At 37.6% G+C, this 18,792-nt stretch carries 17 protein-coding genes, 2 pseudogenes and 1 riboswitch; of the genes and pseudogenes, 8 read left to right on the forward strand and 11 right to left on the reverse strand.

All coding sequences use genetic code 11. The annotated features are described in order from the left end of the window. Nucleotides 1-6: 6 nt before the first annotated feature. Nucleotides 7-489, reverse strand: coding sequence for a leucine-responsive transcriptional regulator Lrp (lrp, locus tag ACERCG_RS08315; protein WP_025236006.1), 483 nt, complete (start codon nt 487-489; stop codon nt 7-9). Between the two features lie 56 nt (nt 490-545). Then, complete coding sequence (gene rnd / locus ACERCG_RS08320) at nt 546-1,664, reverse strand: ribonuclease D (RefSeq protein WP_373611569.1); 1,119 nt, start codon at nt 1,662-1,664, stop codon at nt 546-548. 133 nt (nt 1,665-1,797) lie between these two features. Here rnd and ACERCG_RS08325 point away from each other — a divergent pair, with 133 nt between their 5' ends. Both ACERCG_RS08325 and bioD read left to right on the forward strand, forming a co-directional pair. Then, nucleotides 1,798-2,985 carry an ROK family protein gene (locus tag ACERCG_RS08325; RefSeq protein ID WP_373611570.1) on the forward strand — a complete coding sequence of 396 codons (1,188 nt, stop codon included), beginning with the start codon at nt 1,798-1,800 and terminating at the stop codon, nt 2,983-2,985. 52 nt (nt 2,986-3,037) lie between these two features. Continuing rightward, nucleotides 3,038-3,757, forward strand: a complete 720-nt coding sequence (gene bioD, locus ACERCG_RS08330; protein ID WP_373611571.1) for a dethiobiotin synthase — start codon at nt 3,038-3,040, stop codon at nt 3,755-3,757. 20 nt (nt 3,758-3,777) lie between these two features. Here the strand turns inward: bioD and ACERCG_RS08335 are convergent, their stop codons facing one another. Beyond that, nucleotides 3,778-3,987 carry an alternative ribosome-rescue factor A gene (locus tag ACERCG_RS08335; RefSeq protein WP_373611572.1) on the reverse strand — a complete coding sequence of 70 codons (210 nt, stop codon included), beginning with the start codon at nt 3,985-3,987 and terminating at the stop codon, nt 3,778-3,780. 140 nt (nt 3,988-4,127) lie between these two features. On the opposite strand from ACERCG_RS08335, the gene ACERCG_RS08340 reads away from it, so the two are divergent. The 3 genes from ACERCG_RS08340 to yvcK are packed head-to-tail and all read left to right on the forward strand — an operon-like array spanning nt 4,128 to nt 6,943. Then, nucleotides 4,128-4,883, forward strand: coding sequence for a methyltransferase domain-containing protein (locus tag ACERCG_RS08340; protein ID WP_373611573.1), 756 nt, complete (start codon nt 4,128-4,130; stop codon nt 4,881-4,883). Between the two features lie 32 nt (nt 4,884-4,915). Then, a complete protein-coding gene (locus tag ACERCG_RS08345) occupies nt 4,916-5,992 on the forward strand; it encodes an AI-2E family transporter (protein ID WP_373611575.1) in 1,077 nt (358 codons plus the stop codon). A gap of 15 nt (nt 5,993-6,007) precedes the next feature. Beyond that, nucleotides 6,008-6,943 (forward strand): uridine diphosphate-N-acetylglucosamine-binding protein YvcK, encoded by a 936-nt coding sequence (gene yvcK / locus ACERCG_RS08350; protein WP_373611576.1) that lies wholly within the window; start codon nt 6,008-6,010, stop codon nt 6,941-6,943. Between the two features lie 83 nt (nt 6,944-7,026). On the opposite strand, the gene topA is transcribed toward yvcK, so the two are convergent. Then, the gene (topA, locus tag ACERCG_RS08355) at nt 7,027-9,633 is read right to left on the reverse strand and encodes a type I DNA topoisomerase (RefSeq protein ID WP_373611577.1); all 2,607 of its coding nucleotides are present in this window, start codon (nt 9,631-9,633) and stop codon (nt 7,027-7,029) included. A gap of 129 nt (nt 9,634-9,762) precedes the next feature. Here topA and ACERCG_RS08360 point away from each other — a divergent pair, with 129 nt between their 5' ends. Next, complete coding sequence (locus ACERCG_RS08360; RefSeq protein WP_373611578.1) at nt 9,763-10,653, forward strand: LysR family transcriptional regulator; 891 nt, start codon at nt 9,763-9,765, stop codon at nt 10,651-10,653. A gap of 72 nt (nt 10,654-10,725) precedes the next feature. On the opposite strand, the gene ACERCG_RS08365 is transcribed toward ACERCG_RS08360, so the two are convergent. The 6 genes from ACERCG_RS08365 to ppx all read right to left on the reverse strand — a co-directional run bounded on the left by ACERCG_RS08365 (nt 10,726) and on the right by ppx (nt 16,247). Continuing rightward, nucleotides 10,726-11,850 (reverse strand): M20/M25/M40 family metallo-hydrolase, encoded by a 1,125-nt coding sequence (locus tag ACERCG_RS08365; protein ID WP_373611579.1) that lies wholly within the window; start codon nt 11,848-11,850, stop codon nt 10,726-10,728. 9 nt (nt 11,851-11,859) lie between these two features. Beyond that, on the reverse strand, nt 11,860-12,318 hold the full coding sequence (locus ACERCG_RS08370; RefSeq protein ID WP_373611580.1) for a YjiG family protein: 459 nt from the start codon (nt 12,316-12,318) through the stop codon (nt 11,860-11,862). Further along, nucleotides 12,315-12,953 (reverse strand): nucleoside recognition domain-containing protein, encoded by a 639-nt coding sequence (locus ACERCG_RS08375; RefSeq protein WP_373611581.1) that lies wholly within the window; start codon nt 12,951-12,953, stop codon nt 12,315-12,317. Before ACERCG_RS08375 ends, ACERCG_RS08370 begins: the two co-directional genes overlap by 4 nt. Before the next feature lie 232 nt (nt 12,954-13,185). Further along, nucleotides 13,186-14,055 carry a MurR/RpiR family transcriptional regulator gene (locus ACERCG_RS08380; RefSeq protein ID WP_373611582.1) on the reverse strand — a complete coding sequence of 290 codons (870 nt, stop codon included), beginning with the start codon at nt 14,053-14,055 and terminating at the stop codon, nt 13,186-13,188. A gap of 9 nt (nt 14,056-14,064) precedes the next feature. Further along, the gene (gene nanQ / locus ACERCG_RS08385) at nt 14,065-14,529 is read right to left on the reverse strand and encodes an N-acetylneuraminate anomerase (RefSeq protein ID WP_373611583.1); all 465 of its coding nucleotides are present in this window, start codon (nt 14,527-14,529) and stop codon (nt 14,065-14,067) included. A gap of 215 nt (nt 14,530-14,744) precedes the next feature. Continuing rightward, nucleotides 14,745-16,247 carry an exopolyphosphatase gene (gene ppx, locus ACERCG_RS08390; protein WP_373611584.1) on the reverse strand — a complete coding sequence of 501 codons (1,503 nt, stop codon included), beginning with the start codon at nt 16,245-16,247 and terminating at the stop codon, nt 14,745-14,747. Between the two features lie 190 nt (nt 16,248-16,437). On the opposite strand from ppx, the gene ACERCG_RS08395 reads away from it, so the two are divergent. Then, nucleotides 16,438-16,767 carry a DUF496 family protein gene (locus ACERCG_RS08395; RefSeq protein WP_373611585.1) on the forward strand — a complete coding sequence of 110 codons (330 nt, stop codon included), beginning with the start codon at nt 16,438-16,440 and terminating at the stop codon, nt 16,765-16,767. Nucleotides 16,768-16,835: 68 nt separating this feature from the next. On the opposite strand, the pseudogene nagE reads toward ACERCG_RS08395, so the two are convergent. Continuing rightward, nucleotides 16,836-18,284, reverse strand: a pseudogene (gene nagE, locus ACERCG_RS08400) (N-acetylglucosamine-specific PTS transporter subunit IIBC). A gap of 230 nt (nt 18,285-18,514) precedes the next feature. After that, a riboswitch (Lysine riboswitch) is annotated at nt 18,515-18,689 on the forward strand. Between the two features lie 34 nt (nt 18,690-18,723). On the opposite strand from nagE, the pseudogene ACERCG_RS08405 reads away from it, so the two are divergent. Next, nucleotides 18,724-18,792: pseudogene (locus tag ACERCG_RS08405) on the forward strand (IS1595 family transposase); the annotation flags it as partial.

Here is an 18,792-nt window from a genome sequence, read left to right on the forward strand (position 1 = left end):
TTCTCCTTACTTTAACAACAAATAGTTAGTTTGTTTCACTTCTTCCATTACCACATAGGTTCGAGTGTCATTCACACCGGGTAAACGTAATAAGGTTGTACCCAGTAATTTACGATATGCTGCCATATCTGCCACACGGGTTTTTAATAGATAATCGAAATCCCCCGATACTAAATGACATTCTTGAATTTCGTCTAACTGCTGGATTGCTTTATTAAATTCCTCAAATACATCTGGCTTACCTCGGACAAGGGTAATTTCCACGATAACCAATAAAGGGGCATCTAACAATTCTGGGTTTAATAAAGCTTTGTAACCTGTAATCACATTATTTTTTTCAAGGCGTTTAACTCGCTCTAAACAAGGCGTTGGCGAGAGTCCTACTCGTTTTGATAACTCAATATTTGAGATTTTTCCGTTACGCTGTAGCTCATTTAAGATTTTTAAATCAATAGCATCTAGTGCTTTAGGTAGTTTTTTATGTTCCATATTTACTCCTTTTTAGACAATTATACTGTGCTAAATACAAATAGTCCTAATTAATTTTACAATAAAATCGATAATAATTGTTCGCCGAAGGGCTTACGCCAGCCAATCAACAATTCAGGCATTTTTTCTTGTGGCTTGTCATCAATAAACCATTTAAATAATTGGTTTAATTGGCGTTTGCTGGCAATCAGTTCTGGGGCAAGATCAAGTGGTCGAATTTCAGCTAATTTTTGCAACATCGCTTGCATACTATATTTGTAGCCTTTTTCGTCCACTAACCGCTGAATAAGCATAGGATAATCGTCAGGCTTAACCGATTTTCCTTGCTCAACTAACCAGAGAATTTTTTTGCCGTGAATTCGAACCTCACTTGGGTGCATAAATTCTAATAATTGAGAGGTATGTTTTGGTTGTATCTTGGCAATCTGAAATAAGTTAGCTTCTTTTACCACAAAATTTAACGCCAGATCTCGTTTTTCTGCTTCATCAATCCGCCATTTAGCTAAAACTTGTAAGATAGCTAACTCTTGCTGGTTTAATCGCCACGCATTAGCAATATTTTTGTAGGCTTTGGTTTTATCTTCAACTCGCTTAATTTTAGCTGATATTGCCTCACACTCTTCTTTAACTGCATTTTGCCAGCTGCCCTTTGCTAATTCCTCAGCCAATTTTTCATAAATAGGTAATAGATACCACACATCTGCTGCTGCATACTGTAACTGTTGCTCAGTTAAGGGGCGAGCAAGCCAATCTGTGCGAGAAGCCCCTTTATCCAGTTCAACTTCTAAATAATGGGAAACTAATTTCGCAAAGCCCATTGATATTCCTACTCCCGCAAAACTCGCCATAATTTGCGTATCAAGCATTGGTTCTGGTAATTGTTTGAATTGATGCTCAAAAACTTCTAAGTCTTCACTACAGGCGTGCAACACTTTTATTGTACTTTTGTCTACCAATAATGAGACAAAAGGCGAGAAATCAGAAATCGTCATAGGGTCGATTAAACTAACTTGCTTACCATCATATAACTGAATTAAACCTAATATAGGGTAATAAGTACGGGTGCGGATAAACTCAGTATCAAGAGCTACGATATTTACTTTTTTAGCCTCTTCGCATACTGCCGCTAGTTGTTCGTTTGTCTCGATCCAGTTATAGCGAATTAAAGATTTCATATTCGTTTTCCGTAATTTTTTCAAAGAATAAAATAATTTGTGATCTGCTTCTCATTATAAACAAAAAAAGATTGTTATTTTTTTTAGATCAAAAAATAATTGCCGCCATCAAAATGATAAAAGGGATTTTTAAATGTTTTCCGATAACAAAGCCTTACACTTAGGTAAAATTTACTATCTCATCGAGCAATTTGAATTAATTTCAAGAACTGATTTAGCTAAACTCTCTGGCTTAGCTCCAGCTTCTGTTACTAACCTGACTAAAATATTGATAGATAGCCATTTTATTTTAGAAAGAACGGTGCAAAATACCCTAGCACGAGGTCGCCCCTCTGTTGGCTTAGCTGTTTCGAATTTCTTTTGGCAATTATTATGCGTAACAGTTTCACCGCATAAGGTTGAAATTTCGCTTTGTCAATTAAATGGTAAGCAAATCCGCAAGCAAGATTGTACAATCTCGCCTCAAAACTATGCTCAATTAGATGAGTACATTTTGAAGTTTATCGACAATTTCCAGCAAGCTCACACTATCAATAACGAACAGTTACTTGCTGTTTCGGTAAGTGTTGTAGGTAGAATTAATGCGGAAAAAGGGAGTATTATACAATTAGGTAATCATAATATGCTTTGCTATATCACACCTAAACTTGCTTCATTATTTGATTGTCCAATTTTATTAAGTGAACATTTTCAATTGTGGCTATTGGCAGAATCGACAGTGGGCTCTTTGATTAGCCAAAACAATGTCATTTTCATTGAATTAGATGACACTATAAACGTAAGCGTATTATTAAACGGTAATTTATTACATAAACAATCAAAAATGAATGTGGATAATATGCAACTGCCAAAATTTAGCCAATTAAGTGATGAAACCGTTCCTGAGTTGGAAGCGATCGATCGTTATAAACTGATTAATCAAGTCACTTTTCCTGCTATTGTGCAATTAATTGATAAATATTTACCAAATGATTTAGCCACGCCAGAACAAAAAATCAGCTTATTCTGTCAAAAAATTGAGGAAAATCAACCGCTTGCATTAACTATTTTAGAGCATATTACCGACAATTTAGCCTATGCATTAATGAATTTAGTCAATATTTTCTCGAGTGAGAAAATTATGTTCAACTCTCCTCTACTTCGGATAAAAGAGCCGTTGTTTGACCAACTTTCGGCAAAATTACATAAAAATTTATTACAACAAGATCTGAAAATTGATTTAGTAACCAGCCAATATGATTGGAATAGCCCATTAATTGCTTGTTCTGCCATAAAACAAGGAATTTATAACGGAAATTTGATCAAGGACAGTATAAATTAATTTTTTCTTGGTTAAACTACAGAACGTAAATTTTTTGTCAAAGGAATTTGTAATGCCATCATTATTTATTACTGGAACAGATACCAATGTAGGAAAGACAATTGTTACAAGAGCTATTATCCAAATACTTACTGAACAAGGATTTCCTGTAGTTGGCTATAAACCGATTGCATGCGGTGGTGATGATTCATTGCCAACCGAGCCAACTCAATATGATTATGCCGCGGAAGATAATTCCGATGTATTGACGATTTTAGACAGTTGCCCTAAAGAAGTAAGCTATCGTGATATTAACAGCTATACCTTTATTCACTCCAGCACACCTGTCTTTGCTGCACTTGATGCCGTTCATCACATTCAATTAGAAAAATTGAATAGTGATTTGGCTAGGCTAGAAGCTAAATTCCCTAATGTGGTGGTTGAAGGCACTTATGGCTGGCTAACCCCGATCAACAAAGACTACAGCTTTGCTGATTGGGTAATTCAAAATGATATGCCAGTGGTATTAGTGGTGGGAATTAAAGAAGGTTGTGTCAATCACGCTTTGCTGACGGCAAATGAAATTCTACAACGTGGCGGAAAATTAATTGGTTGGATAGCAAATCGAGTTAATCCGGGTTTACGCCATTATCACGAATTAATTGAGTTACTTACGCAAAAAATTAATACTCCATTATTAGGGCAGATCCCTTATATGGGGCAACCGGAACGAAAACAGCTATCCACTTATATTCAAAACCCAGCCCCCTTATTTGACTATTTCAGCAAGTAACACTCAAATTAAAACCCCATTTAAAAAGGCTCTCTTTGAACATTTTTAAATGGGGTTTCATTTTTTCCATAAGCCACATTTTTATGCTTCTCGTGTCTGCGGTAGCTGCCTTTACCTTTACGGTTCTTTTCAACTTTATGTCTAAAAAGCGGATCTGTAACTAATGCTTTTACTGCACTTTCTTTGATTTCACCTCGCTGATGGAGATAGCCATTATTTTGTTTCGTCATACTATTTTCCTCTTCATAAAAAGTAAGCAATATTCTGTCAAATTCATCTGCCGCTGTATATAAAAATTGGGTATAATTGTAAAAATTTCAATGCAAGCGGTCATATTTTCAGATTATTTTGCAAATTCAGAGGTTTTATTATGAAAAAAGAAGAAGTTGGACATCATTTTTTAGCTCGCTTAGGCAAAACTCGTTTACGTCCGGGTGGAAAACTTGCTACGGATTGGTTAATTGGAAGCGGTGATTTTTCGAAAGATAAAAAAGTATTAGAAGTTGCCTGTAATATGGGTACAACCGCTATCCAGTTGGCTAAACAGTTTGAATGCCAAATTATTGGCGTTGATTTAGACGAAGAAGCACTTGAAAAAGCCCGTGAAAACATCAAAGATCAAGAAGTTGAGCATTTAGTTCAAGTGCAAAGAGCGAATGCAACAAAACTGCCATTTGAAGATGAAAGTTTTGATATTGTGATTAACGAAGCAATGCTGACAATGCTTCCACAAGAAGCTAAAGAGAAAGCAATTCGTGAATATCTCCGAGTGTTAAAACCAAACGGTTTTTTACTTACACACGATATTATGCTCAACACCGACAATGCCGATGAATTATTAGCGGAACTGCGTAATGCGATTAATATTACGGTATCGCCACTTACAAAGCCAGATTGGAAAGCACTATTCCATCATTGTGGTTTTAGAAATGTAGAAACTTTTTCAGGTGAGATGTCATTGCTCTCTCCGAAAGGGTTAATTTACGATGAAGGTGTGTTAGGGGCAATGAAAATCGTAGGAAATGCGTTAAAACCTGAAAATCGTGAAACCTTTAATAAAATGTATAAAATTTTCAACGATCCTGATCAAAAATTAGGGTTTATTGCGGTTTGTAGTCAAAAATAATTTTATAGTGAGTTAAAAAGGCAATACAAAATATGTTTCAAATGTTGCGAGAGTGGTATCAAAGAAAATTTACCGACCCACAAATAGTGGTTTTATTTGGCATTCTGTTAATTGGGTTCGGTATTATTTATTTTTTCAGCGATCTATTAATGCCACTATTAGTTGCCCTTGTATTTGCCTATTTACTTGAATGGCCTACTCGTTTTTTAACGGTTAAATTGAAATTACCTAGAACACTGAGCGTTATCTTAATTTTAGGAAGTTTTATCGCTTTGCTCTCATTCTTAGGTGTGGTATTGCTACCAACCTTATGGAACCAAGCGGTAACCTTTATTCAAGATTTGCCGTCAATGTTTAATTTGCTCAATGCTTGGTTACAAGGGCTTCCGGAGCATTATCCGGAATTAGTGGATTACGCTACTGTGGATTCCATTATGAATACCGTAAAAAGCAATATTTTGAGTATGGGCGAATCACTTTTAACGATTTCTATCAACTCTATTATTAGCTTGGTTGGCTTAGGTATTTATACCTTCCTGGTGCCGTTAATGGTGTTTTTCTTATTGAAAGACAAATTAGTGCTAATGCGTTCATTTAGCAGCGTTTTACCACAAAATCGCCGCTTGGCAACCCGTGTATGGTTTGAAATGCAGCAACAAATTGCTAACTATATTCGTGGCAAATTTTTGGAAATTGTGATTGTTGGGGTGGTAACCTACATTATCTTCCTCTTTTTTGATTTACGCTACCCATTACTTCTTTCGGTTGCAGTAGGAATTTCCGTATTAATTCCTTACATCGGTGCAGTATTAGTGAGTATTCCCGTAATGTTGGTTGCTTTATTCCAGTTTGGTTTATCGTCTGATTTTTATTATATAATGCTCGCCTTTATCATCAGCCAATTATTAGATGGAAACCTACTTGTACCGTATCTATTTTCTGAGGCTGTAAACCTGCACCCTCTCACTATTATTATTGCAGTACTGATTTTTGGCGGTTTATGGGGATTTTGGGGCGTATTCTTTGCAATTCCGTTAGCAACATTAGTTAAAGCCGTTGTGCAAGCCATTCCATCTAGCCATACAGAGGCAATTATTTTAGAGAAATAAGCGTTTTAACAAAGAATGGACACTCAAGAACTACCTCAAATAAAGCTCGCTCGCCATCATCACCTAAACCAACTCAATACTGTTGTTGCATTAGGTGGTGGACACGGTTTAGGGCGGCTACTCTCTGCCCTACCTTTTTTAAAAGAACGACTGACAGGCATTGTTGCCACTACCGATAATGGCGGCTCAACAGGGCGTATTCGTTCTCAACAAGGTGTGATTGCTTGGGGCGATTTACGCAACTGTTTAAATCAAATTATTGTCAAGCCTACGGTTGCTTCTCGCCTATTTGAATATCGTTTTGGCGGCACTGGCGAACTGGGTGGGCACAATCTCGGTAATCTTATTCTTACCGCCCTTGAAAATATGCAAATCAGACCGCTTGAGGGTATTAACCTTGTTCGAGATTTATTGCACGTTAGATCAAAACTTATCCCGATGTCAGAAACGCCTGTTCATTTAATTGCACAGCTACAATGCGGTACAAAAGTATTAGGCGAGGTTCAAATTGATGCACTTGCTGAAACACCCCATCATTTAGAGCTAGATACGCCTGTATTAGGTACGCCAGAAGCGATTTCTGCCATTCAAGAAGCAGAGTTAATACTGCTCGGACCGGGTAGCTTTTTTACCAGTATTATGCCAAATTTACTGGTTTCGGATATTGCTCAAGCCATTCATCAAAGCCAAGCTAAGGTTATTTTTATTGATAATATCGGGCAAGAACACGGCCCTGCAGGGAATTTATCGCTTAATCAACGAATTGAATGGATTGAAAACTGTATCGGACAAACTCGCATAAATGGCGTGATTACCACTGATGATGAACAATCAGAACTTCCAGCACATATTCAGACATTGCGTAAAAACTTATCAGCCGATGATGTTTATTACCGCCACGATCGCAATAAATTAAGTAAAGCGATTGATGAATTAATCCAAAATCTATAAAAACAAGCGGTTAAATTTCTTTTATAATTTGCAAATTGCAAAAAATGAGAGAAATTTAACCGCTTGTAACATCAATTAATCTATTATTTTGTGTGTTCTACCCATTTTCCATCAACGTAATCAACGATCCATTTGGTCGCCTTACCGTTTTTCTCTGAAGTAACATATTGACGTTTCTCTTTACGACTAAAGCGAATAATCGCCTCATTCCCTTCAGGATCTTGCTGTGGAGCATCAGCAAGATATTGTAATTTTTCAGGCAATCTTTCACGAAATTTTGCCAATTCAGCCACTTTTGGTGCTCGACTTTCACGCACTTTCGGGAAATTGTGGGCAGACATAAAGACGCCACTCGCCCCATCTCTTAAGACAAAATAGGCATCGGCTTTTTCGCATTTTAACTCAGGGAAAGCGATAGGCTCTTCTCGTGGTGGAGCAACTTCGCCATTTTTCAATACTTTGCGAGTGTTATCACAGCTTGTACACCCCATATATTTACCAAAACGACCGAGTTTTAAGTGCATATCCGCACCACATTTATCGCATTCAACAACAGGCCCATCATAGCCTTTAATTTTAAATGAGCCTTGTTCTACAATGTAGCCATCGCAATTTGGATTGTTCCCACAAACGTGCAATTTACGTTCTGCATCAATTACATAACTATCCATCGCAGAATCACATTTCGGGCAACGTTTACGGGCCATTAACGCCTTAGTTTCGGAATCAGAATCCAGCACATTGAAAAATTCTGCTTCTGGAATTAAATTCATCGTGGTTTTGCAACGCTCTTTCGGTGGTAAAGCATAGCCTGTACAACCTAAGAAAACCCCTGTAGAAGCGGTACGAATTGCCATTTTTCTTGCACAGGTTGGGCAATCAATCTCCGTTGGTACAAGGCTATTTGGCTTCATTCCACCTTCAAGCTCATCTAATTCCGCTTGGGTTAGCTCTTCAGAGAAATGTTTGAAGAATGTATTTAACTCTTCTTTCCAATTCTTATTGCCTTCCGCAATTTGGTCGAGAATTTCCTCCATATTAGCGGTAAAATCGTAGTTCATTAAATCTTTAAAAGATTCATTTAGACGATCCGTTACCACTTCGCCAATTTTTTCCACATAAAAGCGTTTATTTTCGGTACGAACATAACCACGCTCTTGAATGGTTGAAATAATCGAAGCATAAGTTGAAGGACGACCAATTTTCCGTTCTTCAAGCTCTGCCACCAGAGAAGCCTCATTAAAACGGGCTGGTGGTTTGGTAAAGTGCTGGCTTGGTACAACCTCATCAAGGTTGAGTTTTTGGTTAAGTTCTACTGCAGGTAATTCTTGATCTTCAGGATTTTTCCCTTGCACAGGCAATACTTTTGTCCAACCGTCAAAACGCATTACACGTCCGTTTGCTTTTAATTCATAATCGCCAGCTCGAACGGTTAATGAAGTCGAATCATAACGTGCAGGCAACATCTGACAAGCTAAGAAACGACGCCAAATTAGGTCATATAAACGTTCTGCGTCTTTATCCATACCTTTTAAATCTGCCATTTTCACGTTTACATCAGACGGACGAATGGCTTCGTGGGCTTCTTGTGCGTTATCTTTACTGCGATACACATTGGCTTTTTCAGGCAAATAATTTGCACCGAAGTTATCTTCAATATAACCTCGAGCCATCGCTAGAGCTTCACGGCTTAGATTGGTAGAGTCTGTACGCATATAAGTAATATAACCTGCTTCATACAAACGCTGAGCTAACATCATTGTTTTCTTTACCCCGAAGCCTAAACGTGTGCTTGCGGTACGTTGTAACGATGAAGTAATGAATGGAGCAGAGGCACGAGAACTCGTTTCTTTCGCTTCAATATTAGAAACGATAAAATCGCTTTTTTCTAACGCTTGAACCGCAACATTGGCTTCCTCTTCATTCTTGGCGGCGAATTTTTTGCCTTTATAAGAGGTTAATTCAAGCGGTAATTTTTTACGATTAATTTGCGTATTGGCTTGAATTGTCCAAAACTCTTCACTTTGGAATGCTTTAATTTCACGCTCACGCTCAACGAGCAATTTTACCGCCACAGATTGCACACGCCCTGCGGATAAGCCACGAGCAACTTTTTTCCACAGTAATGGCGATACCATAAAGCCTACCACTCTGTCTAAAAAGCGGCGAGTTTGTTGAGAATTAACACGATCAATATTTAGCGGCTGCGGATCTTCAAATGCCTTTTTAATCGCATCTTTGGTAATTTCATTAAAGACCACTCGGCTAAAACGGCTATCGTAGCCACCAATAATCTCACGCAAATGCCACGCAATCGCCTCCCCTTCTCTATCCAAGTCAGTTGCGAGATAGATATGATCTGCCTTTTTCGCTAACGATTTTAATTCAGACACCACCTTTTCTTTATCAGGCATAATCTGATAGTTTGCTTTCCAACCATTGTACGGATCGATCCCCATACGTTTCACTAAAGCTGTACGTTCTTTTTCTGCTTTTACTTTTGCTTTTTCGCTCGCACTTAGTCCTTTGGTTGAAATCGGCTTCGCTTTTTCAGTTTTTTCATCACTGCCGCTTTTCGGTAAATCACGGATATGCCCCACGCTTGATTTCACAACATAGTCGCTACCGAGATATTGATTAATTTTTTTCGCCTTAGCTGGAGACTCCACAATAACAAGTGATTTTCCCATAGTTTATTACCTAATTTTTAATAATTATTTGGATTTTCTTGAAATTCTTTCTTTTTTAATTGATTTTTCAATATACTATTTTTACGATAGCAAGCCTTAACAGAAATTACAATATAAAGAAGAGAGAAAATGGATAAACTAAACGCAATCAGTCTATTTTGCAAAGTAGTTGAAACGCAAAGTTTTACTCAAGCCGCTCAGCAAGCCCAAATCTCCCTGCCAATGGCAAGTAAATTAGTGGCTCAATTAGAAGAATATTTGAATGTGCGTTTATTACAACGCACCACGCGTAAAATTACCCCAACGGAAGCTGGGCTACTCTATTATCATCGCTGTTTGCCTATATTGAATGAATTGAAAGAGGCAGAAGCGAGCGTGAGTAACATCAGCTCAACTCTACAAGGTAAAATCACAATGTCTGTGCCGATGGATTTTGGCTCTCGCTTTATTGCCCCTTATTTAGGAAAGTTTATGGAGGGCTATCCTAATTTACAGCTTCACATTGAATTTAGCGACCGCCGAGTTGATGTGATTGCCGAAGGATTTGATTTAGTCTTGCGTATTGGTAGCCTTGCAGACAGCTCTATTGTGGCGAAAAAAATTGCTGACTCGCACCTCGTACTAGTTGCTTCACCTGATTATCTCGCTCAAAATGGCGAACCTCAAAGCCTTGAAGAACTAAGTAAGCGAGGCTGCTTGCTTTATGAATATCACCCACAATGGCAATTTACGCAACAAGGGCAGAAAAGTAGCATTAAACCTGAAGGGAAAATTTACAGTAATAATGGCTATGCGTTGGTACAAATGGCAAAAGCAGGGCTAGGAATTATCAATATTCCGAAGTTTTTGATAAAAGAAGAACTTAAAAATGGCGAGTTAGTGCCGATTATGCCATTTTTAGAGCAAGATTCCCTGCAAATCAGCCTACTTTACCCAAACCGCCGTTATCTTTCGCCAAAAGTGCGAGTGCTGATTGATTTCTTCTCTCAACTAATGAAAGAGCAACAACAATATCTATAAAATAAAAGAGCTGTAACCTACAGCTCGTTAAATTGCAAAAAAATGTAGAAATTTGACCGCTTGTATCTGTTTTTAGAGATTAAATAACCGCTTAATCACACTAACAACTAAATTACGTTTCGGGATAATCGAATCCACGACTAAATATTCGGTTTTAGCGTGCATATTACTCCCTGTTGGACCTAAACCATCAATAGTTGGACAACCTGCTGAAGATGCAATATTACCATCACTTAATCCACCTGCATCAACCCATTTAGTCTCAGTTTGTAATTCGCTTCCTACCTCATCAAATAATACTTTGATTTTTGGTAGATGAACTTCATCAATCATAGGTGCTTCATCATTTATCAAAGTTTTAGTTGAAGTTACCCCCTCTATGAGCGGGTTGTCTAGCACTCGTTGCAATTGCTGTTCAAAATATTCTCTTGATGATGGCAAGCGATAACGCATTTCAATGGTTAATTTGGCATAATCAGCAATCACATTATGTGCAGTGCCGCCGTGCGTCATTACACAGTTAAAGGTATGTCCTACTTGATAATCGTTCAGTTTAGAGAATTCCACAATAAAATTAGCGGCTTCAACTAATGCTGAACGCCCTCGTTCTGGGTTATTCCCTGCGTGAGCAGCCACACCGTGAAATTCAACATCATAGGTAATGACCCCTTTTCGAGTTGCCACCATTGAGCCATCTTCACGGGCTGGCTCCATTACAAAGCAATATTTTGATTTTCGGGCATATTCACGAATGCTTTCTTTCGCATAAGTTGAGCCAATTTCTTCGTGTGAGTTCAGGTAAATCGCAATTTTCAACTTGCTTAAATCTAATTCTTCTAAAATATAGAAGGTTAAAAGAGCACCTGATTTATCATCAATTACCCCTAGTGCATTAACAATTCCATCTTTACAGGTGAATGGGACATCTTTACTTGTACCCACAGGGAAAACTGTGTCCATATGAGCCACAAAAAGAATATCATATTGCGAAGCATTCAGATCGTTACTAATCAGCAAGCTCTCTGCTACCTTATCGCTCGTCATTGGTAAACATTTATACTCTAAGCCAGATTTTTCAGCTTTACTAATAAACCATTGTGCTACTTGATTAACGCCTTCAATGGAATTTGCTGGGCTTTCAATATCCGTAATTTCTTTTAATTCTGCTAAGAATTTTTCGACGATTTGTTTTTCCACTACAGCCTCCTAGATTAAAAATTGCATTACAAACATAGCAAGGTAAGCATTGATAATGCAGATACCAAATAGCACTAAATAATGTTTACCTGGCACGCCTAATACGCCTAGAATACGCCCCATATATTGCACAGTTGAACCAACTAACGCCATACCCGGTAGCAAGATAGCAATATGCTGAACATTCAATACACCTTCTTGGACTAGCGCAACTAATACTCCAGCCGCACCTCCCCAGCTAAGAAATGCAGCAAGAAATACCGCGATCGCCTCTCCTGGCAAACCAACTGGTGCCATAATAAAACCAAGCCATTCCCCAATGATTTTCAGTAAGCCAGACGCATTAAGCATATAAATAATCACAAATGCCATCAGTACATTAGGAATTGTGCTATGTACGGCAATATCCCAACCTTTGCGTGCACCATCAATAAAAATATCTGTAATTAATTTCTTTTGCGTACTCATACTTCTGTCTCCGTATCTTTCACAAATTTTTTCACATATAAACGCATTAAATTAGCACCGAAAATCTTGAATAGGAAAATCACGCCTAAGCACATTGCAATGGAGGTTGGAGCAACTGCACCTGATTTATCTGAAATTAATAACAATGGAGCAAAAGAGGCTAAGAAGTTCGTGAGTAATGCACCTGCACTAAATTGGAAGGCGGCAAAGATTAATAATTCTTTGTAAGTAATTTTGCCTTCATTGCGTAGGAACTTGGTGGTTGAGCTGCCTGCATCAGTACTTTGTGTACTAGCAATTAATGAAATTGAAGCACTACCAGGAATGCCCATTAACGGTCTTAAAATTGGGCTTAACCATTTTGAAGCAGCAGCCAAAGCACCAAAATGTTCGAAAATTGCCACAAAACCAAGTGCCAGCATTACGCTAGGCACTAAGGTTAGTGCAAAAATAAAGCCGCCTTTTGTACTTGTTCCCCCTGCTGTTTTTAACCATTCAGGGAATTGCCCTGTTAGCTTACCAAAATCAAAAATGCCGCCTGCAATATCTTTAGCAAAACCACCAAAGAAAATGACTGCACACGCCAATGAAATTGTACCGACAATCAGCTTTTTCGTTGTTACATTGTCTCCCATAAATACTCCTTAAGATAAAATGAAATAGTGCTTATTCTATAACGAGTATCTAAAAAACACTGTGATCTACTTCGCAAAAATACTAACAAGCGGTCAGATTTCCTTGATAATTTGCAAATTAAATAAAAGAAATAGAACACCAAAAACAAAACAAGCAGCTATTTTCATAACTGCTTGCTTTAAATGAATACAAATTAATCTCAGATTGTGCTTTCACAAACCAATGTTCTGACTAGCTTTTAATTCTCTGCTCTAAAATTACATTCAACGTTTTTTGCTTTTGCTTTAAAGCGTTTTCAGGCTCAGCTTTTACTAGCAAGGTATAAATTAAATCTAATACAAAAAGCTGGGACATTTTTGTACCAATAGAATCGCCTTGCATATGACCTTGTCGATTACCATTAATTAATACATAATTTGCTTCTTCCGTGACAGGGGAACGTAAGTTATGGGTAATCGCAACGGCAGTGGCTTTATTTGCACGAGAGAAACGGAGTGATTTCACAACCTCCTCAGAGTAACCTGAATGGCTTATACCAATGACTAAATCACCTTCTTCAACAAGAGCGGCTTGCATATACATAAAATGATTATTAGTTATTGCATCAGTTTGCAGCCCAATCCGCATTAATTTATGTTTGGCATCTTCTGCCGTTAGCCCTGAAGAACCTACACCAAATAAAAATATTCTTTTAGCCTTCCGTAGCTCTTGTACAACTTTTTCCAGCACATCAAAATCAAGCAAATTAATAGTTTCACTAATTGCACTATCCAAGCTATTTTTTAGCTTATTGGCAATGTCTTTCGATGTATCGCCTTCAGATACATCCGTATCCAATAAAACTCGTTTATCTTGATTTTGAGTAGCAAGTTCTATTGCTAATTCTAATTTGAAATCAGTATAGCCTTTAAAGCCTAATGTTCGGCAAAAACGGATAAAGGTTGCTTCACCAACATCTAAATGTTTAGCAACCTCAGATAAAGAACATTGGCTAAGCAATTCCGGCTGAGATAAAATAACTGCTGCTATTTTCTTTTCTGTTTTAGTTAAACTATTTTGTAGTGAGCTGATTGTATTAAGAATTTTTCCTCTAGCAGACATTCCCACCTCCTATAATAATTCCACAGGAACTTTTACTACTAATTTTTTCAATACTTTATTGCCATTTACTGAATTAGCCGGTTTGTGTGGCTCATAAGGCAAGAAAATAGCAAACATATTTGGTTTAAGAATAACTTCATTTTTATCATCAATCGCATCGGTAAGCTGGTAGTCATCTTCATCACGATATTCATCATATTTTGCTAAATCAGGCTGGCTTAAGCCATATTCGATCATCTCTTCGCCTTCAATAAGAAGTTGAATATCCACAAATTTACGGTGCATTTCCGCTTTTTTGCCTTCTGCAGGGCTGGTTTCAAACGACATCACATTCATACGAATGCCATCTTCTAAATCCTGCCAACCTAGTTCTAAATTCGCTAAATCTAAAGTTTTTAATTTCCCACATAAGCGAGCAAATAGAGATGGTAATGATTTTGCGTAATCATCTCTTGATAAATCGGCTAATAACATAGGTTTTTCCTCAATCTATTTTTTTAATATAATTTGATGTATCACTCCATAAATAGCTATTTATGAAGATATACTCCAATAAAAGAAAGAATAATGGCTTAATAGAATAATCTCAATAAGAAAATTTCAAAAATGCGAGGTAGATCAAATTTTATTGGAAAGGAAATCATTAACGCCTTTAAGCGTTAATGAAAATAGTGAATAGCGATTGTCTTTTAAGAAATGGTTAAACTAAGATCTGCAGTAGATAATATCTTTTGCTCGTCTTCTAAATCAGCTAATGCTAATGGGTTCTGGCTCAAAAATCCCTCGTCAAACGCTAAATGCCAATCGTTATTTTCAATAGAAAGAACAATCTGCTTCGGTTCAACCGTTGCTTGGCGAGAACGATTAAGTAATACCGCTAATCTAAATAAACGAACTAAGGTCAAAATATCACGATATTGGTAGCGGTTAATACTACGAATATCAGAACGCTTAAACCCTTTGAGATGATACCGCATTAAAACCGCTAACAACGTTTGCTGTTCAAAATCAAAACCCGGTAAATCTCGGTTCGAAATCAAATAAGCTGAGTGGCGATGAACATTATTATGATTTACAACAATACCAATTTCGTGCAATAAACTTGCCCACTTCAACATAGAGCGGAAATCTTCAACTTGGCGACGGTTTTTCCAACCTCGAATTTGATCAAAAAGCATAAATACTGTTTTCTCTACTCTTGCAGCTTGCTTTTTATCTAAATCAAACTGCTCCACTAAGGCTTCAGCTGTTCGCTGGCGAATATCGCCCACTTGGAAACTTTTTTCTAAGCCATACATCACGCCTTCTCGTAAAGCGCCGTTAGAATAGCGCAAGGTTTCAATTTTGAAGGTATGGAAAAGGGCTAACAAAATAGCTAAACCGGGAACTAACACATCTACTCGTTCCTCCAGTAATCCTCGCATTTTTATCTCATTCAACGATTTAAATCCTAAACATAAATCAATCACTTTTTGTAGGCGAGACTCGGTTATCATTCCATCTCGATAGCCGTTAGCAATAAGAACTTGATGAACAGTTTTAATTGTGCCTGACGAGCCTAGTGCGTGTTCCCAACCTAATTCTTGGTACTCCCACATCAAGTCTTCAATTTTTTCCATTGCCAGCTGATAAGCACTATCAAAGAGTTCGGTAGTCAGTTCCCCGTTTGGAAAAAAACGCTTGGCAAAACTCACGCACCCCATATGACGGCTTTCTGCCCGAATTGGATTAAAGTTATCGCCAATAGTAATTTCTGTTGAGCCACCACCAATATCCACTACGAGCTTTCTACCCGTTTCGGGCTGTGTGTGGCTAACACCTGAATAAATTAATCGAGCTTCTTCTTGCCCGGAAATAATTGAAATTGGATAAGGAAAAACCGCTTTTGCTTGGCCAAGAAAGTCTTGCTTATTTGCAGCTCTGCGTAAGGTATAAGTACCGACCACTTTCACATTTTCCGGCGAAAAGCCTTTTAAGCGTTTTGCAAACAATGCCAAGCAATCCACACCCCTGTCGATAGCGTCTTGGCTGAGTATTAGATTTTCATCAAGCCCATCAGCTAATCGAACACGGCGTTTAAGACGAGAAAGGACTTGAATTGAGCCATTCACAATACGGGCTACAATCATATGAAAGCTATTTGAGCCTAAATCAATTGCAGCAAATTCACGAGGAATGATATTTGATGACATAACAAAATCCCTTAATAACCATAAATGATAAGATATTACCATTTTTAAGCTAAATATCACTACAAATTTAACGAACTTTTTGATAATAGATTTAAATCATAAAATTAACACAAAATTTTTTGACGAATTGGCAGAAAAAGAATAGGATTTATCTACTTATTTTTAATCAACTTAACCAAGAGGATTTTCTATGTCTGAAGTGAATAAATCATTCCACGATATGTTGGAATATGTACATCTTTATCGTTTAAAAAATAAATTACATCGCGAAACTGCCGATAACGATCGCAAAATTCGTGATAACCAAAAACGTGTGTTGTTATTAGATAATCTAACTCAATACATCACTGATGAAATGTCGATTGAAGACGTACGTGCAATTATTGCTAATATGCGTTATGATTATGAAAACCGTGTTGATGATTATATGATTCGTAACGCGGAACTTTCAAAACAACGCCGTGAAATTCGTCAAAAAATGGCAAGCCATAAACACACACCAATCAATAAAAAGGCATAAAACAAGCGGTCAGATTTTTGCAAAAAATTACAATATTCTGACCGCTTACTTCTATTTTCTAACCGGTATTATAGCTTTTTCATTGCATCTGCAATAAATTCTGCTTCAGGTCCTAAAATAACTTGATAGCCATTTTCGCCCAGTTTTACATTTCCTTTTGAACCTAAAGCTTTTAATTTTGCTTCATTCGCTTTGGCTGTATCTACTAAAATTAAACGCAAACGAGTAATACAAGCATCAATACTTGTAATATTCTCTTTGCCGCCTAATGCCTCAATAAATTTTGCAGCCTGCTCACTACGAGAGGTTTCAGCTGACACCTGGATACTATCTTCATCTTCACGACCCGGCGTTTTTAGGTTAAATAAACGAATCACGGTTCTAAATAGCACATAGTAAATAACAGCAAATAAGACACCTTGCACAATAAGCATATACCATTGAACAGCAAGAGGGTTACGGCTAGATAAGATTAAATCTACTAAGCCTGCACTAAAGCCGAAGCCTGCAATCCATTCCATTGATGAGGCAATATAAACGGATAAGCCTGTTAGTAGTGCATGTATTACATAAAGTACCGGTGCAACAAACATAAAGGCAAATTCTAACGGCTCTGTAATCCCCGTAAAGAATGATGCTAGTGCAGCAGCAAACATAATAGAAGCAACCTGGGCTTTCTTAGCCGGCTTTGCACTATGATAAATCGCAAGTGCCGCTGCTGGTAAACCAAACATCATCACAGGGAAGAACCCTGCTTGGTACATACCAGTTACACCTACTACCGCTTTGCCTTCCGCTAACGATTTCGCTCCACCTAAGAAATTAGGAATATCATTAATGCCCGCCACATCAAACCAGAATACAGAGTTAAGTGCGTGGTGTAAGCCAACAGGAATTAATAAACGGTTGAAGAAAGCGTAAATACCTGCACCAACTGACCCCATATCTTTGATTGATTCACCAAAAGAAACCAATCCACCGAAAATAACCGGCCACACATAGAGCAAGATAAATGCTACGACGATCATAATTACAGAAACCACAATCGGCACTAAACGCTTACCGCTAAAGAATGATAATGCTTTTGGTAATTCCACTTGGTAGAAGCGGTTATAAAGTTCAGCTGAGATCACCCCTACCAAAATACCAATAAACTAATTATTGATTTTACCGAATGCAGCAGGTACTTCTTCTACAGCAACGCCTAATAACTGAGCAACAGCAGCCGGAGCTAGTAAGGTCGTTAACACCAAATACCCCACTAAGCCTGATAGTGCAGCTGCACCATCTTTTTCTATCGACATTCCAAATGCAACACCAACTGCAAATAGAATCGACATATTATCAATAATTGCAGCACCTGATTTAATCAGTAATGCTGCTAATTGGCTATTAGCCCCCCAACCATCGGGATCAATCCAATAGCCAATTCCCATTAATAATGCAGCGGCCGGTAATGCCGCAACAGGTACCATTAAGGCACGCCCTATTTTTTGCAAATATGTTAATACACTCATAATATTGTCTCCTAAGTTACCTCATAATGAGTAAAGTAAGAATAGAACAACACAAGAACACTACAATAAAATAATTTGAATTTTGTGATCCATTTCAAAAAATAATTTAGGAGTATTATTTCGTTCAAATAACTCTATATCAATATTGTAAATATTCATTGACAAATCATCGACAAGAAGGTATTTCTATATAAGTTTTTCAAACATTGAAAAATAGTAGCAGACTCTTCTGCTACGGGAGAGGCGCAACACTCAGGCAACTTAATTTGAGGCAACTAGGGCTGTTTGAGAATTAAGTGATGGGAGTGCTTGCCGAGGTGTGAATTCACTAGAATGGAATTAACATCGGCTGCATAGGTTGAATCCTGTCAGCTGTCATTTAATATTTGGGGCTGTCCTAGATAACGACTAAAACTTCCATTTAGGTTAAGATAACCTTATGAGAAAAAGTCGTCTAAGTCAGTACAAACAACATAAACTCATAGAGCTGTTTGTAGCAGGCGTAACC

Source organism: Mannheimia sp. E30BD (assembly GCF_041807785.1).
In the GTDB taxonomy this organism is placed as follows: Bacteria; Pseudomonadota; Gammaproteobacteria; order Enterobacterales; family Pasteurellaceae; genus Mannheimia.

Bases quoted from the DNA above. Each gene is read 5' to 3' on its own strand.
- topA (WP_373611577.1), bottom strand. From the start codon at position 9,633: ATGGGAAAATCACTTGTTATTGTGGAGTCTCCAGCTAAGGCGAAAAAA.
- rnd (WP_373611569.1), bottom strand. From the start codon at position 1,664: ATGAAATCTTTAATTCGCTATAACTGGATCGAGACAAACGAACAACTA.
- ACERCG_RS08360 (WP_373611578.1), top strand. From the start codon at position 9,763: ATGGATAAACTAAACGCAATCAGTCTATTTTGCAAAGTAGTTGAAACG.
- ACERCG_RS08395 (WP_373611585.1), top strand. From the start codon at position 16,438: ATGTCTGAAGTGAATAAATCATTCCACGATATGTTGGAATATGTACAT.
- ppx (WP_373611584.1), bottom strand. From the start codon at position 16,247: ATGTCATCAAATATCATTCCTCGTGAATTTGCTGCAATTGATTTAGGC.
- nanQ (WP_373611583.1), bottom strand. From the start codon at position 14,529: ATGTTATTAGCCGATTTATCAAGAGATGATTACGCAAAATCATTACCA.
- ACERCG_RS08325 (WP_373611570.1), top strand. From the start codon at position 1,798: ATGTTTTCCGATAACAAAGCCTTACACTTAGGTAAAATTTACTATCTC.
- ACERCG_RS08345 (WP_373611575.1), top strand. From the start codon at position 4,916: ATGTTTCAAATGTTGCGAGAGTGGTATCAAAGAAAATTTACCGACCCA.
- ACERCG_RS08370 (WP_373611580.1), bottom strand. From the start codon at position 12,318: ATGAGTACGCAAAAGAAATTAATTACAGATATTTTTATTGATGGTGCA.
- yvcK (WP_373611576.1), top strand. From the start codon at position 6,008: ATGGACACTCAAGAACTACCTCAAATAAAGCTCGCTCGCCATCATCAC.
- ACERCG_RS08335 (WP_373611572.1), bottom strand. From the start codon at position 3,987: ATGACGAAACAAAATAATGGCTATCTCCATCAGCGAGGTGAAATCAAA.
- lrp (WP_025236006.1), bottom strand. From the start codon at position 489: ATGGAACATAAAAAACTACCTAAAGCACTAGATGCTATTGATTTAAAA.
- bioD (WP_373611571.1), top strand. From the start codon at position 3,038: ATGCCATCATTATTTATTACTGGAACAGATACCAATGTAGGAAAGACA.
- ACERCG_RS08340 (WP_373611573.1), top strand. From the start codon at position 4,128: ATGAAAAAAGAAGAAGTTGGACATCATTTTTTAGCTCGCTTAGGCAAA.
- ACERCG_RS08375 (WP_373611581.1), bottom strand. From the start codon at position 12,953: ATGGGAGACAATGTAACAACGAAAAAGCTGATTGTCGGTACAATTTCA.
- ACERCG_RS08380 (WP_373611582.1), bottom strand. From the start codon at position 14,055: ATGTCTGCTAGAGGAAAAATTCTTAATACAATCAGCTCACTACAAAAT.